Source organism: Ancylobacter sp. WKF20 (genome assembly GCF_029760895.1).
Lineage (GTDB): Bacteria > Pseudomonadota > Alphaproteobacteria > Rhizobiales > Xanthobacteraceae > Ancylobacter.
In genome coordinates, this window is sequence record NZ_CP121679.1 from 1,937,052 (window position 1) to 1,951,764 (window position 14,713).

Sequence of the window (14,713 nt, forward strand, 5' to 3'; positions counted from 1 at the left end):
GCGCCCTCACCGCCGCATCATCGTCCCTTGCGGCGTCCGCCGGGGCGGTAGCCCTTGGTCATCGGGTCCGGCCGCTCCGGCCGCACCCAGTCCTCGACGCGCAGCGGCTCTACTCGATCGGTGCCGGGGCCCATATCGTCGAGCGAGGGCACGACAATGCGCGAGCGCGGCAGGGCGGCGTCGTCGCCGGGGTCATAGACCGCCTGCGCCTCGTCGGCCCGCGCGGCATGGCCGGAGGACACATGACCGGGCGAGGAACGCGGGCCCGCCTTGGCGCCCCCCTTGCCCCGGCCCGCCTTCTTCTCCGGCATGTTGGCGGCACGGCCATATTTGCGCTCGCCGCGATAACCGCCGGTCTGGTCGTCGACGCTGGCCTGCCGGGCGAGCGGATCGTCGGAGATGGCGAGTTCCGTCGCCTGCAGCCGCTTGATCTCGTCGCGCAGCCGCGCGGCCTGCTCAAAATCGAGATCGGCGGCGGCGGCACGCATGCGCTTTTCCAGATCCGCCATCACCGCGGCGAGGTTGTTGCCATAGGTGGCGGCGCCCTCCGCCATGCCGGCATCCACCGTCACATGGTCGCGCTCATAGACGCTGTTGAGGATGTCGCCGATCGCCTTGCGCACGCTCTCCGGGGTGATGCCGTGCTCGGTGTTCCAGGCGACCTGCTTGGCGCGGCGGCGTTCGGTCTCCGCCATCGCCCGCTCCATCGAGCCGGTGATGTTGTCGGCATAGAGGATGACCCGCCCATCGACATTGCGCGCGGCGCGGCCGATGGTCTGCACCAGCGAGGTTTCCGAGCGCAGGAAGCCTTCCTTGTCAGCGTCGAGGATGGTGACCAGCCCGCATTCGGGAATGTCGAGGCCCTCGCGCAGCAGATTGATGCCGATCAGCACGTCGAAGGCGCCGAGGCGCAGGTCGCGGATGATCTCGATGCGCTCGATCGTGTCGATGTCCGAGTGCATGTAGCGCACGCGAATGCCGTTCTCGTGCAGATATTCGGTGAGGTCTTCCGCCATGCGCTTGGTGAGCACCGTCACCAGCGTGCGGTAGCCCTTGGCGGCGGTGGCGCGCACCTCGCCCAGCAGGTCGTCGACCTGCGTGCGGGCCGGGCGGACCTCGACTTCCGGGTCGACCAGACCGGTGGGGCGGATGACCTGCTCGACGAAGACGCCGCCGGTCTTCTCCATCTCCCATTTGCCGGGGGTGGCGGAGACATGCACCGTCTGCGGGCGCATCGCCTCCCATTCCTCGAAGCGCAGCGGCCGGTTGTCCATGCAGCTCGGCAGGCGGAAGCCATATTCCGCCAGCGTCGCCTTGCGGCGGAAGTCGCCGCGATACATGGCGCCGATCTGCGGCACGGTGACGTGGCTTTCGTCGCAGAAGATCAGCGCGTTGTCGGGCACATATTCGAACAGCGTCGGCGGCGGCTCGCCGGGCTGGCGGCCGGTGAGCCAGCGCGAATAGTTCTCGATGCCGGCGCAGCTTCCCGTCGCCTCCATCATTTCCAGATCGAAGGTGCAGCGCTGCTCCAGACGCTGCGCCTCGAGGAAGCGGCCCATGGCGTTGAGCTCGTCCAGCCGCATCTTCAGCTCGGCCTTGATGCCCTGGGTCGCCTGGATCAGCGTCGGGCGTGGCGTCACATAGTGCGAATTGGCGTAGAGCTTGACGAACTTCAGATCCTGCGACTTCTGCCCGGTGAGCGGGTCGAATTCCTGAATGCTCTCCACCTCGTCGCCGAACAGCGAGATGCGCCAGGCGCGGTCCTCGTAATGCGCCGGGAACACCTCGATCACATCGCCGCGCACGCGGAAGGTGCCGCGGCCGAAATCGGCCTGGGTGCGCTTATATTGCAGGGCCACGAGGTCGGCGAGGAGCTGGCGCTGGTCGATGCGCTCGCCCACCTCGACCTTGAAGGTCATCGAGGCATAGGTCTCGACCGAGCCGATACCGTAGATGCAGGAGACGGAGGCGACGATGATGACGTCGTCGCGCTCCAGCAGCGCGCGCGTTGCCGAGTGGCGCATCCGGTCGATCTGCTCGTTGATCGACGATTCCTTCTCGATGAAGGTGTCGGTGCGCGGCACATAGGCTTCCGGCTGGTAGTAGTCGTAATAGGAGACGAAATACTCCACCGCATTGTCGGGGAAGAAGCTCTTGAACTCGCCATAGAGCTGCGCCGCCAGCGTCTTGTTCGGCGCCAGCACGAGTGCCGGGCGCTGCAGGCGCTGGATGACATTGGCCATGGTGAAGGTCTTGCCCGAGCCGGTGACGCCGAGCAGTACCTGATCGCGCTCGCCCTCCTGCGCCGCCTTGCACAATTCCTCGATCGCCTGCGGCTGATCGCCATTGGGCGTGTAGTCGGACTTCAGCACGAAGCGCACGCCGCCTTCGGACTTTTCCGGGCGGGCGGGGCGGTGCGGCACCCAGAGCTGGCCGTCGACTTCCGGGCGGCCGGTCTCGATCAGCGCGGTGAGCGCCGCCACGGTGGCGGAGGCGCCGGAAGTCGGCGCCACGCCGAGCTTCTCGGCGAGAGCGGGATCGAGGGTCGCGGATTGCGCAGGTTCGAAGGCGCGCTGGGAGCGCTCCGCGAATCCGCCGGGACGTGCTGCTTTGGCCATGGCGGGAATATGGGCGCTCCGGCGCGATCCGAAAAGGGGGCCACGCGCCCGCCCGGTACGGCGTCAGAAGAAGTCGTAAGGACCGGGAAAGCGCCCGATGGGGACGTGATGGGTGATGAGCCCGGTGCCCTCCCGCCAGTGATGCAGCAGCAGCGCCGGCGACTCGACATAGGAGGCCGGCTCCGCCTGCGGCGCGAGGCGCAGCGCGATGGCGGTGGTGGTGCTCGGCGCGGTGAGCAGCAACGTGCCGCCGAAGAGCAACTGCATGGAACGGTGGATATGGCCGCAGAGCAGCCGCTGAACCTGAGGATGCCGCGCCAGGACGGCGGCGAGCCGGTCGCCACCCCGGCAATTATAGTCGTCAATGCCGGCGATGCCGCTCACAAAGGGCGGCTGGTGCATCATCACCAGCGTCGGCCGCTCCGGCTCGGCGGCGAGCGTCGCCTCCAGCCAGTCTTCCGCCGCCGCGTCGAAATCGCCGTGATGATCGCCGGGCACGGTGACATCGACAGCGACAATCCGCACCGGACCGTGCTCACCCACCGCGAAATGCAAAGGCCCCGCCGGTGGCAGGTGGGCGTGATCGGCAAACGCCGCCCGGAATGCCTCGCGCTCATCATGATTGCCGGGAATGGCCAGCAGCGGCAGCCCGATCCCCGCCAGCAGGTCGCGGGCATGGGCGTATTCCTCGGGCGTTCCGTCATCCACCAGATCGCCGGTCAGTAGCACCAGATCCGGGCGCGGATCGAGCCGGGCGAGATGATCCAGCGCGGCGGCGAACATGGCGTTGGAATCGACCAGCCCCTGATAGAGCACGCCCGGCGGGCGCAGATGCGGGTCGGAGAGATGGGCGATGAGCATGGAAGGCTCCGGCGGCGGGGCGGCAACTCTGGCGCCCCGCAGGCCGTCTGCCAAGTCCGTGTGCGGTTCACCCACTGCCGCCGCCCGGCCGTCCAGATCGGCGGCGAAACGCGGCGGACCGGCGCCGGATCAGGAGGAGGATGGCTTTTTCTCACGCGGAATGAACGCAAAGACGACGCCCTTGCCGGAGAAGGTGAGGTTATAGGTACTCTGGAGAGACGCCTTTAGGGTCGGCGTGAAGCGCTTCAACTTGCCGGCGAGGCTGGGCGTCAACGAGATGTCCTGCCTTTCCGTGAACACCACATCGCCCACATAGGCGCCGAGCACCTGGAACACCCGCCCCTCCGCGAGTTGCAGTTCGGTGCGGCATGCCGGCTGAGCCATCAACGCATTGAATACTTTGCGCGCTTCCGTGGCCGGCATACTATAGTATAGGATATTATCGACTTTGTATTCGTAGTAATCAGATATTGACCCATCCACACCAATATCAGCCAACTTTGTATTAAGGTCGGCAATCGTCGCCGAAAAGACGCGATTTTTGAGCAGATCGATCGCCGTAACCTCAGCACCCGCGGGTTCATTCAAACCGAATTCTTCAAGTGTTGGAGAAACCGTGCAGAGATCCGTGAGGTTCACGGCCCCAGACCGGGTCGAGCGCGCTCCACCCTCGGCCGCGTACAAGCCACCGACGAAAATACCCTTTCGCGGGGGCGAGATGTCCCGCGCACCCAGCACAATAGAATTTTTTGCACACCCGGCCACCAAAAGACCGCCCACCAAGCACACAGCAACCGCCAGCTTCAACGTCGCCTCCCCATTCAGCACCCGACAGACATACTCTCATAGGTTGCATAAATGAAAAGAGCAATCTTAAGGAGATACCGCAAAGTCGCCCACAGACGGAACAGGCTCGGGTATTTGACTATTTAATAATCACTATGCGTTCGCACCCGCCACAAACAGCGAGCTTTGCGGCATACCCATTCCGGATAAAGTCTTTTTATCACAATAACTTAAATCGAACAATTCGTGAACTAAGGCTTGGCACACCTCCTGCATACATCAATGTATGCACGAACCGACGCCCTCCGCCGAGGCTCCGTGCTTCCTGATCGCGGAGCCGCCCCATGCCCGAGACGCTTCTCGCCGCCGAGCCTGCCGCCCTTGCCTTTGATCCGGCGCGCGCGGCGCTGGTCATCATCGACATGCAGCGGGACTTTCTGGAGCCGGGCGGTTTCGGCGAGACGCTGGGCAATGACGTGTCGCTGCTGCAGGCGGCGGTCGTTCCCTGTCAGGTGGCGCTGGCGGCGGCGCGCGCGGCGGGGATGCTGGTCATCCACACGCGCGAGGGCCACCGCCCGGACATGATGGACGCGCCGCCCGCCAAGGTCGAGCGCGGCGAGCCCACCACACGCATCGGCTGCGCTGGCCCGATGGGCCGCATCCTCATTCGCGGCGAGCCCGGCCACGACATCATCGCCGCGCTCTATCCCGCGCCCGGCGAGCCGGTCCTCGACAAGCCCGGCAAGGGCGCCTTCTACCAGACCGACCTCGAGCTGATGCTGAAGAACCGCGGCATCGACACGCTGCTGGTGGCCGGCGTCACCACCGAGGTCTGCGTCCACACCACCATCCGCGAGGGCAATGATCGCGGCTATCGCTGCGTCGCGCTCAGCGATTGCTGCGCCTCCTATTTCCCGGAGTTCCACCGCATCGGCCTCGAGATGATCAAGGCGCAGGGCGGGATCTTCGGCTGGGTCTCCGATTCCGCGGCGCTCACCGCCGCGCTCGGCAACAAGCCCGCCGCCCAGAGCGACGCGGCGTGAGTTTCAGCGTGCGCCTGCCGCCTTTCGCCTGAGCGACCACCGATCAACCTGAGGGGACGAACCACCATGTCCGCCACCGAAATGACGCCGATATCGCCCTCCCGCATCGGCATGAGGCCGACGCTGTGGACGCGGGGCGACTGGAATGCCCTGTTCGGCTTCGGCACCAACATCCTCGTCAACATGCTGGTGCTGACCGGCCTGCTTCAGTTCGTGCTGAAGATGCCGCCGGAAATCGTCTTCGGCCGCATCCTGCCCGCCGTCGGGCTGATGATGTTCCTGTCCACGAGCTATTACGCGTGGCTCGGCTACCAGCTCGCCAAGAAGACCGGGCGCGATGATGTGTGCGCCCTGCCCTCGGGCATCTCGGTGCCGCATATGTTCGTCGTCACCTTCGTCATCATGCTGCCGATCGGCGCGGCGACGGGTGACCCGATCAAGGGCTGGGAAGCCGGGCTCGTCTGGGTGTTCTTCCAGAGCTTCATCTTGATGATCGGTGGCTTCATCGCCCCCTATATCCGGCGGATCACCCCCCGCGCGGCCCTGCTCGGCACGCTGGCGGGCGTCTCCATCGCCTTCATCTCGATGCGCCCCGCCTTCGAGATCTTCACCACGCCGGTCATCGGCCTCACCTGCTTCGCCATCATCCTGGTGAGCTGGTTCGGCGGGGTGAAATACCCCAAGGGCATTCCCGCCGGCCTCGTCGCCATCGCCGTCGGCATGATCATCGCCTGGGGCTCCACCGCACTCGGGCTGAATTATGGCGGCATGAGCGTCGACAAGGTGGGGGCGGCGCTCTCCAGCTTCGGCTTCTCGGTGCCGCTGCCGGCCTTCGATCACGTCTTCTCCGGCTTCCAGTATCTCGGCATCATCCTGGTCACCGCTATTCCCTTCGGCATCTACGACCTCGTGGAAGCCATGGACAATGTGGAGAGCGCGGAAGCGGCGGGCGATCATTACCCGACCACGCGGGTGCTGACCGCCGATGGCGTGGTGAGCCTCATCGGCTGCCTGATGGGCAACCCCTTCATCAACGCGGTCTATATCGGCCACCCCGGCTGGAAGTCGATGGGCGGGCGCATCGGCTACTCGGCCGCGACCGGGCTGATGGTCATCATCCTCTCCTGGTTCGGCATCATCGCTCTGCTGCTGGCGCTGATCCCCGTCGTCGCCATCTCGCCGATCCTGCTCTACATCGGCATGCTCATCGGCGCGCAGGCGTTCCAGACCACGCCGGCCAAGCATGCCCCGGCCGTGGTGCTGGCGCTCACTCCGCATCTGGCGGCCTGGGCCAAGCTGTTGATCGACAATTCGCTGGGGGTCGCCGGCACATCGGCGGCAGCGCTCGGGCTCGACAAGCTCGGCTCGGTCGGCGTGCTCTATCACGGGCTCGAAGTGATGGGAGGCGGCGCCATTCTGGTTGGCCTCGTCCTCGGTGCCATCGGCGTGTTCGTGGTGGAGCGCAAATTCGTGCCGGCCGCCGCCTTCGCGCTCGCCGGTGCCGTCCTCACCTTCTTCGGCTTCATGCATGGCGAAGCGGTGGGGATCGGCGTCACGCCCGGCGTGGCGCTGGCCTATCTGATCGTTGCCGGCTTCCTCTTCGCCTGCTCGAAACTCGCGGTAACGGAGACAGAGACGGCGAGCCTGCCCACCTCGGTGCAGGCGGCGCCGGCCGAATAACGGCATTGGGATAACGCCTCGATCCACCGGGGGGCGGATCGAAGCGGCTTGAGGCGGCGCGGCGCATCGCACAGGATGGGCCGCGCCGTTTCTGTTGGCGGCGCCATTCCCTTGAGGTCTCCATGTCCTTCCTGCTCCGCTTCGACCCCGACAATCTCGGTACGCCGGAGGAAACCGCGCCCCTGCCGGAACGCATCGTCGCCGGCGATCCGCGGCACCTGACCTGGAACCTCGAAACCCTGCCCGACAACGCCCTCTTCGCCGGCGTGTGGGAATCGAGCGTCGGCTCCTGGCGGGTGGATTATGAGGAGTGGGAGTTCTGCTCGCTGCTCTCCGGCGTTTCCATCCTGCACGAGGACGGCGCGCCGCCCGTAAGGCTCACCGCCGGCGACAGCTTCGTCATCCGGCCGGGCTTCAAGGGCGTGTGGGAGGTGGTCGAGACCACGCGCAAGCTCTACGTGATCCGCCTCATCTGACGCTGGGTGCGGATTCTCCGGGGGTGTTGCCTTGCCGTTATTGACCGGCCATCGCCCTCGACGCATCTTCGCGCCAAGAGGGGCTGGGACCACACGGGTCTGGGAGACGTGCCATGCGTACCGAAGAAAACCATGCCGCCACGACGTCGCGCCGCGCCATGACGCGCGCCACGCGCCGGCTCGGCATCGGCCTCGCGGCCGCCGGCCTGCTGGCGACCTCGCTCTCCGGGGCGCAGGCGGCGAACTTCTTCGAGAAGAACTTCTGGCTGTCCGGCCCGAACTACAGCGGCAAGGTGCCGGCCTGCGACACGCCGGAGGCACTGAAGCGCATCCGCAGCGAGTTCGCGACGACCGAGAAGCGGTTCTGGAACTCCAAGCTCAGCATCGACAGCGTCGGCCCGGTGCGTGAGATCGCCTTCCGCCCCTGGGGCGAGGACTACATTCCCCGCCGCTATTGCCAGGCCGATGTGGTCATCTCCGGCCTGGAGGGCACGCCGGCCTTCACCAGCGAAGGCGCCTATGGCAGCGGCGCCTATGACGGCAAGGTGGTGAGCAAGGTCGCGCAGGGCGGGCATCACCGCACCGTCTGGTACTCGCTGGTCGAGGACGGCGGCTTCCTCGGCTATTCCTGGGGCGTGGAATGGTGCGTCGAGGGGCTCGACCGCTCCTGGACCTATGCCCCGAACTGCCGCATGGCGCGCCCATGACCCTCGGCATCGGCGCACGGGGGCTTCTGGCCGTCGGCGCCCTGCTGGGTGTGTTCGCGGCCGCGCCCGCCGTGGCCCGCGACCGACCGGGTGACTTCGATTTCTACGTGCTGTCGCTGTCCTGGTCGCCGAGCTACTGCGCCGGCGAGGGCGACGATGCCGATTCGATGCAATGCGCCGCCACCGCCCGCCCCTATGCCTTCGTCGTACATGGGCTTTGGCCGCAATATGAGACGCGCGGCTGGCCGCAATTCTGCCAGAAGCCTCCGCCCTTCGTCGCGGAGTCCATCGTGCGCTCGATGCTCGACATCATGCCGAGCCGCAAGCTGGTGCTGCACCAGTGGCGCAAGCACGGCACCTGCTCGGGCCTCGATTCGGCGACCTATTTCGAGAAGGTCCGGCTGGCGCAGAGCCGCGTCACCATTCCCGAGCCGTTCCGCAAGCTCGACGACTACCGCATGGTGTCGCCTGGCGAGGTGGCGGACGCCTTCCGCGCCGCCAATCCGGGGCTCGAGGCGGACATGATCTCGGTCCAGTGCAGCGACAAGCGCCTCAGCGAGGTGCGGGTCTGCATGAGCCGCACCTTCCAATTCACCTCATGTCCCGAGGTGGCGGCCAAGGCCTGCACCACGGATCGCGTCGCCATGCCCCCGACGCGGGGCGGCTGAACCCGCCGGAACCCGCATGAATTATCGCCACGCCTTCCACGCCGGCAATTTCGCCGATGTCGTCAAGCATGTCGTGCTCGCCCGCATCCTCGCCTATCTCGGGCAGAAGGATGCGGCGTACCGCGTGCTCGATACCCATGCCGGGGCCGGTCTCTATGACCTCGCCGGCGAGGAAGCCCAGCGCACCGGGGAGTGGGAGGGCGGCATTGGCGCCGTGCTGCGCGCCACGTTCACGCCTGAAGTCACCGCCCTGCTGAAGCCGTGGCTCGACGTGGTGCGCGCGGTCAATCCCGGCGTCGAAGGCGACACGCCCGCCGCGCTCGCCGCCCGGCTGCGCCATTACCCCGGCTCGCCGCTGATCGCGCAGGCGCTAACCCGTCCGCAGGACCGCCTGCTGTTCTGCGAGACGGTTGGCGGCGTGCGCGAATCGCTCACGGACGCCATCGGCCGCGACGGGCGGACGAAGGTGCTGCCCACCGATGCCTGGCAGGCGCTCACCGCCTATCTGCCGCCCAAGGAGCGGCGTGGGCTGGTGCTGGTCGATCCGCCCTTCGAGGAACCGGGCGAGTTCCACCGCATGGCGCAGGGGCTCATCGAGGCGCATAAGCGCTGGCCGACCGGGGTCTATGCGCTGTGGTACCCGATCAAGGATGTGCGCGCGGTGGACGGCTTCCGCCGCGAGATCGAGCGCGCCCGAATCCCGAAGGTGCTCAACATCCAGTTCGACCTGCGCGCCGTCCGTCAGGCCGATGCGATGTCGGGCTGCGGGCTCATCATCGTCAACCCGCCCTTCGTGCTGGCGGAGGAGCTGCGCCTCGTGCTCAACGCCCTCGTGCGCGTGCTCGCCACCGACGGCACCGGCCGGGTCCGCATCGGCTGGATCACCGCCGAACGTTGAAGGCCTGTCACATCCATCCGGCATTGCTCTTGCTTCCACGCTCCGCAGGTTGATCCGACCGGGCCTTGCGGCCTCGGTGGATAAGGAGAGCAGGCGCATGGCGACGACGGGTACCGTCAAATTCTTCAACACGGAAAAGGGCTACGGTTTCATTCGCCCGGATGACGGCGGGCGCGACGTGTTCGTGCATGTGTCGGCCGTCACCCGCTCAGGGATGGGCACCCTGGCCGAAGGGCAGCGGGTGAGTTTCGAGGTCGAACCGGACAAGCGGGGCAAGGGCCCCAAGGCCATCGACCTCCAGCGGGCTGACTGATAAGGCAGGTGCGAAGCCGAGATATCCCGTCCACGGCCGGGACCGGCCGCGGGCGGGTTTTGCCGCGTTCGCGCCGCCGGCCCGAATTGAGCGAAGTGTCCCATGAAGCTGCGTTCCTCGCCCGCCTCCCCGTTCGGCCGCAAGGTCAAGATCGCCGCCGTCGTCTGCGGCATCCACCTCGACATCGAGCCGGCCGACACCACCAACCCGGCCGATACGCTGCGCGCGCAGAACCCGCTGGGCAAGATTCCGGTTCTGCTGCGTGAGGACGGGGCGGCGCTGTTCGATTCAAGGGTGATCGTGGAGTTTCTCGACGCGCAGGCGGGCGGCGGCGTGGTGCTGCCGGCGAGCGGCGAGGCGCGCTTCACCGCCCTCACCCAGCAGGCGCTGGCGGACGGGCTGATGGATGCGGCGCTGCTTCAGGTCTATGAGGCCCGCTTCCGCCCGGAGGAGCAGCGCTCGGCCAGTTGGGTGGACAATCAGGCCGGAAAGGTCGCGCGCGCACTCAAGGTTCTCGAATCCGCCCCGCCCGCCCCGCTGGCGGTCAGCGGCGCGGCGCATATCGGCGAAATCGCCCTCGCCTGCGCCCTCGGCTATCTCGATCTGCGCTTCCATGGCGTCTGGCGCGAGGATCACCTGGCCCTCGTCGACTGGCTGGACAGCTTCGCCGCACGCGTGCCCGCTTTCGAGGCAACCCGCCCGAGCTGATCGACCTGCACCGCGCAGCCTAAAGGAAAAGGCCCCGGACGTTGCCGTCCGGGGCCTTTCTCATTCAGCGTCCGGGCCGAAGCCCGCGGCATCAGAACTTGTAGTTGATGCCCGCGCGGACGACGCTGGCGGTCAGGCCGCTGTCGGCGCCGATGCTGTCATAGTAGTCCTCGCCGAGATCCATGTAGAGGTACTCGGCCTTGACGGTCCAGTTGTTGGTGAAGGCGTACTCGACGCCGCCGCCGACCGTCCAGCCGGACAGGGTGCCGTTGGCGCTGCTGCCGGTGAGGTCGTTGGTGACCTCGTTGTGGCCCCAGGCCCAACCGCCCGTCACGTAGGGCATGATGTGGTCGAAGGCATAACCGACGCGGGCGCGCACGGTGCCGAAGTAGTCCATCTTCTGCTCGACGCCGAAGGCGGTGTCCTTCAGGCTGCTGCCCTGGATGTCGGCCTCGACGCCGAGGACGATGTTGTTGTCGAGCTGGATGTTGTAGCCGATCTGGCCACCACCGATGAAGCCATCGGGGTTCAGGCCGAGAACGTCGGCCTGGCCTTCACCCGAGCCCCAGCCGTAGCCGGCGTTGGCACCGATGTAAAAGCCGGTCCAGGAGAACACCGGCGCGGGAGCGATGACCGGCGCCTTGGTGGGGTAGGGCTGCTGCAGGTCGGCGGCGAAAGCGGGCGCCGCGACGAGCAGGGCGGCAACGGCAACGCCCGAGCTGATGATCTTCTTCATGGATACTCTCCGAGAAACAGTAGGCAGGAACGGCACGACGGTCTTTCACGTCACGTTCGAGAGGTGAGATAGGAGGGCAGATAGGCGTGTCAAAGGCCGGATTGCGGCAGAATTCGCCATTATTGCCTCCAAAGCCGTTGTCACATGCTTGTGAAATGGGCATGGCAGCCCGCATGGGCGCTCGATTCGTGGAGGTAATTTTTCCTTCGCGAGGTAGCCGGGGGCCGCAACAATTCCGCCATGATCGCCGGTGGAATGCCGGTAGCCTGTTGCACAGGAACAACAGATTCCTGACCCAACGGCATAGCAAGCCCCTTGAAACGCAACGAGCGCCAGCACTTTCGCGCTGGCGCTCGCCGCAAGTGGAGGCAGGGTCGGGCCGTTGGACCGCGGCGGACCCGCCTCGAAGCCCGGATCAGAACTTGTAGTTCACGCCCGCGCGCAGGATGTTGGCGGTGGTGCCGACGTCGATCGGGCCGACGGCGGTGTCGTAGGTTTCCTTGCCGAGGTCGAGATAGAGATACTCGGCCTTGACGGTCCAGTTCGGGGCGAAGGCGTATTCGCCGCCGGCGCCGATGGTCCAGCCGGTCTGGGTCTGGTCGTTCGACAGGCCGTTCAGCTGGTAGGTGCCGCGGCCATAGGCGAAGCCGCCGGTGCCGTAGACGAGCGCCTGATCGAAGGCGAAGCCGGCGCGGGCGCGGACCGTACCGAAGTAATCGAGCTGGTAGGTCGGGCTCTCGATGTTGCTGGCCTGGAGGTCCGCCTCGATACCCAGCACGAAGTTGCCGGCGGTCTGCCAGTTATAGCCGGCCTGGATGCCGCCGAGGAACCCGTTGGTGTCGTCCGAGGCATCGGCCGCACCCCAGCCATAACCGGCATTGGCGCCGATATAGAAGCCGGTCCAGCTGAACACCGGCGCCGGGGCCGCATAGGCGGCCGGCGCGGGGTAGGAAAGGTCGGCGGCCGCCGCGGGGGTTGCCACCTGAACGGCCATGAGAGCCGCCGCCAGGCCGGCGCCGGCCAGAATCTTGCTGTACATTTTCGTCTCCTGCGTCGCGAGGCGTCGCCCCTCGGCTCCACCTGAATTCAGTAACGCTGACGCTCGCATAAATGTATGAGCAGAATCTTAGTGTCGGATGTAACGATATATTATGTTTAACAGGCGGTTTACTATCAATCACGCGCCTGTCATTAACCATGATCGCATTACCACACGCACGGAACGGCTCGATATCCTTGAGTTGCGCAACCGGTTTGCGATGCATGGTAAATCAAGCGCTAACGCGATGGGATGATCCGCCGCCGGGGGTAATCGCGTAAGAGGCTGGCCTGAAGCAACGCACACGGTTTCCATGACTGCGACCGATATCCCCTCCCCCACGGTCCCGGCAGCCCGCCGCCCCATCGCCCTGGTCACGGGCGGCGGTGTGCGCATCGGCCGGGCGATCAGCCTCGCTCTGGCGGGCGCGGGCTACGACGTGGCGGTCCACGCCCGCACCGCGCGCCCGGCCGTCGAGGCGACCTTGGAGGAATTGCGCGCCCTTGGCGCCCGCGCGGCGCTGGTGACGGGTGATCTTGCCGATCCGGCGGCGGTGGCCGGGCTTGTGCCAGCCGCGACGCAGGCGCTGGGCGCGCCGGTGCTGCTGGTCAACAACGCCTCGGAATTCAGCCCGGACGGTGTCGGCACTCTCGACCCGGTGCTGTGGGAGCGCCACATGGCGGCCAATCTGCGCGCGCCGGTGTTCCTCACCGAGGCCTTCGCCACCGCGCTGCCGGAGGGCGCGACGGGCGCCGTGGTCAACATCATCGACCAGCGCGTGTGGAAGCCAACGCCGGCCTATCTCTCCTACAGCATCTCCAAGAACGGGCTCTGGGCGGCAACGCGGATGATGGCGCAGGCCCTCGCCCCGCGCATCCGCATCAATGCCGTGGGGCCGGGGCCGACGCTCGCCAATGACCGACAGGATGGCGAGGCCTTCGCCTATCAGAGCCGCGCCGTGCCGATGGGCCGCGGCCCGACGCCCGGCGAGATCGCGCAGGCGGTGCTGTTCCTCGCCACCGCCGCCAGCGTCACCGGCCAGATGATCGCCGTCGATGGCGGCCAGCACCTTGCCTGGCAGACGCCGGACACCGAGACGGATTGATCGCCGCGCTCAGGCGCCCCGTCCGCTTAGGCGCCTCGCCCGCTCTTGCGGTCGCTCAGCGTGAACCAGCCGATGCTGAAGGTGACCAGCAGCGCGCCGAACACGTCGAGCGCCGTCGTCGGCTCTCCGAGGATGAGCACCGCCAGCACCATGGTGGCGACCGGGCTCATCGTGCTGATCATCGCATTGGCCTGTGCCGAGATCCGGCTCAGCGCCGCGTTCATCAGGAAGGTCGGCAGCACGGTGGCGCCGATGGCCAGCATGACCGACAGCCAGAACACATGCGGGGTGACGATCAGCTTCTCCAGCGGGTGCGTCAGCGCGAACTGGCCAAGCGCGGCGGCCGAGGCGGCGATCATGGCGATGCAGGTGAACAGCGCCGAGCCGATATGCTTCAGGAGCCGGCTCGCCAGCACCTGATAGAGCGCGAAGCTCATCGCGGTGAGCGCCACCAGCCCGGTGCCCAGTACCGCGTCATGGCCGAGATAGGAAAAGTTCTGCGCGAAAATCAACGCCAGCCCGCTATAGGCCACCGCGAAAGCCCACAGTGCCTTGCCCTTAACCGGCAGCTTGAACAGCAGCGCGCCGAACAGCACGACGAACAGCGGGTAGGTGAACAGGATCAGCCGCGCATAGGAGGCCGAGATGTATTGCAGGCCGAGAAAGTCGGTGTAGCTGGCGAACCAGTAGCCGAGCGCACCGACCAGCGCCGAGAACAGCACGATGCGCGCGCTGGGCAGCGGCTCGGCCTGACCGCGCATCCGAAACAGCGCCAGCGCGCCGATCACCACATAGAAGGGCAGCGAGAACAGCATGCGTAGCGCCAGCAGCGTCTCGGCGTCCACGCCTTCGGCATAGGCGAGCTTGATGATGATGCCCTTGGAGGCGAACAGGATCGCCCCGCCCGCCGCAAAGGCGTAGCCGGAGAGCGGGATGGTCGGCTTCGCGCCGGGCGTGACGGCGGAGCTGGGCGCGCGGGCGGTGGCGGCATCGGTGACGCTGGACATTGTCCCTGCATAAACCCATTGCCGGCGCGACGCAGCATCGCGCTGCGCGCAGGTGGCAACCGCCGCGC

General features: G+C 66.7%; 15 protein-coding genes. 9 read left to right on the plus strand and 6 right to left on the minus strand.

Features of this window, described 5'->3' with window-relative positions:
- Nucleotides 1-17: 17 nt before the first annotated feature.
- The 3 genes from uvrB to AncyloWKF20_RS08970 form a co-directional block, all read right to left on the minus strand.
- The gene (uvrB, locus tag AncyloWKF20_RS08960; RefSeq protein WP_279317516.1) at nucleotides 18-2,618 is read right to left on the minus strand and encodes an excinuclease ABC subunit UvrB; all 2,601 of its coding nucleotides are present in this window, start codon (nucleotides 2,616-2,618) and stop codon (nucleotides 18-20) included.
- A gap of 63 nt (nucleotides 2,619-2,681) precedes the next feature.
- On the minus strand, nucleotides 2,682-3,479 hold the full coding sequence (locus AncyloWKF20_RS08965) for a phosphodiesterase (protein WP_279317517.1): 798 nt from the start codon (nucleotides 3,477-3,479) through the stop codon (nucleotides 2,682-2,684).
- Nucleotides 3,480-3,608: 129 nt separating this feature from the next.
- A complete protein-coding gene (locus AncyloWKF20_RS08970) occupies nucleotides 3,609-4,286 on the minus strand; it encodes a hypothetical protein (protein ID WP_279317518.1) in 678 nt (225 codons plus the stop codon).
- A gap of 323 nt (nucleotides 4,287-4,609) precedes the next feature.
- On the opposite strand from AncyloWKF20_RS08970, the gene AncyloWKF20_RS08975 reads away from it, so the two are divergent.
- The 8 genes from AncyloWKF20_RS08975 (at nucleotide 4,610) to AncyloWKF20_RS09010 (ending at nucleotide 10,758) form a co-directional block, all read left to right on the plus strand.
- Nucleotides 4,610-5,308: a cysteine hydrolase gene (locus AncyloWKF20_RS08975; RefSeq protein ID WP_279317519.1), complete on the plus strand. Its 699-nt coding sequence runs from the start codon at nucleotides 4,610-4,612 to the stop codon at nucleotides 5,306-5,308.
- 66 nt (nucleotides 5,309-5,374) lie between these two features.
- Nucleotides 5,375-6,988, plus strand: a complete 1,614-nt coding sequence (locus tag AncyloWKF20_RS08980; RefSeq protein ID WP_279317520.1) for a regulator — start codon at nucleotides 5,375-5,377, stop codon at nucleotides 6,986-6,988.
- Nucleotides 6,989-7,110: 122 nt separating this feature from the next.
- Nucleotides 7,111-7,464 carry a cupin domain-containing protein gene (locus tag AncyloWKF20_RS08985; RefSeq protein ID WP_267581769.1) on the plus strand — a complete coding sequence of 118 codons (354 nt, stop codon included), beginning with the start codon at nucleotides 7,111-7,113 and terminating at the stop codon, nucleotides 7,462-7,464.
- A 158-nt stretch (nucleotides 7,465-7,622) separates the two neighbouring features.
- Complete coding sequence (locus AncyloWKF20_RS08990; RefSeq protein ID WP_279317918.1) at nucleotides 7,623-8,171, plus strand: hypothetical protein; 549 nt, start codon at nucleotides 7,623-7,625, stop codon at nucleotides 8,169-8,171.
- The gene (locus AncyloWKF20_RS08995) at nucleotides 8,168-8,839 is read left to right on the plus strand and encodes a ribonuclease T2 (protein WP_279317521.1); all 672 of its coding nucleotides are present in this window, start codon (nucleotides 8,168-8,170) and stop codon (nucleotides 8,837-8,839) included. The genes AncyloWKF20_RS08990 and AncyloWKF20_RS08995 overlap by 4 nt, the downstream gene beginning before the upstream one ends.
- A 16-nt stretch (nucleotides 8,840-8,855) precedes the next feature.
- A complete protein-coding gene (rlmJ, locus tag AncyloWKF20_RS09000) occupies nucleotides 8,856-9,737 on the plus strand; it encodes a 23S rRNA (adenine(2030)-N(6))-methyltransferase RlmJ (RefSeq protein ID WP_279317522.1) in 882 nt (293 codons plus the stop codon).
- A gap of 97 nt (nucleotides 9,738-9,834) precedes the next feature.
- On the plus strand, nucleotides 9,835-10,050 hold the full coding sequence (locus tag AncyloWKF20_RS09005) for a cold-shock protein (protein WP_267581765.1): 216 nt from the start codon (nucleotides 9,835-9,837) through the stop codon (nucleotides 10,048-10,050).
- A gap of 102 nt (nucleotides 10,051-10,152) precedes the next feature.
- Complete coding sequence (locus AncyloWKF20_RS09010; RefSeq protein ID WP_279317523.1) at nucleotides 10,153-10,758, plus strand: glutathione S-transferase family protein; 606 nt, start codon at nucleotides 10,153-10,155, stop codon at nucleotides 10,756-10,758.
- A 91-nt stretch (nucleotides 10,759-10,849) separates the two neighbouring features.
- Here AncyloWKF20_RS09010 and AncyloWKF20_RS09015 read toward each other — a convergent pair whose 3' ends face one another.
- Nucleotides 10,850-11,494: a porin family protein gene (locus AncyloWKF20_RS09015; protein WP_279317524.1), complete on the minus strand. Its 645-nt coding sequence runs from the start codon at nucleotides 11,492-11,494 to the stop codon at nucleotides 10,850-10,852.
- 415 nt (nucleotides 11,495-11,909) lie between these two features.
- The gene (locus AncyloWKF20_RS09020) at nucleotides 11,910-12,533 is read right to left on the minus strand and encodes a porin family protein (protein WP_279317525.1); all 624 of its coding nucleotides are present in this window, start codon (nucleotides 12,531-12,533) and stop codon (nucleotides 11,910-11,912) included.
- A gap of 313 nt (nucleotides 12,534-12,846) precedes the next feature.
- Here AncyloWKF20_RS09020 and AncyloWKF20_RS09025 point away from each other — a divergent pair, with 313 nt between their 5' ends.
- Nucleotides 12,847-13,638, plus strand: coding sequence for an SDR family oxidoreductase (locus AncyloWKF20_RS09025; RefSeq protein ID WP_279317526.1), 792 nt, complete (start codon nucleotides 12,847-12,849; stop codon nucleotides 13,636-13,638).
- A gap of 26 nt (nucleotides 13,639-13,664) precedes the next feature.
- Here the strand turns inward: AncyloWKF20_RS09025 and AncyloWKF20_RS09030 are convergent, their stop codons facing one another.
- Complete coding sequence (locus tag AncyloWKF20_RS09030; protein ID WP_279317527.1) at nucleotides 13,665-14,645, minus strand: DMT family transporter; 981 nt, start codon at nucleotides 14,643-14,645, stop codon at nucleotides 13,665-13,667.
- Between the last annotated feature and the right edge of the window lie 68 nt (nucleotides 14,646-14,713).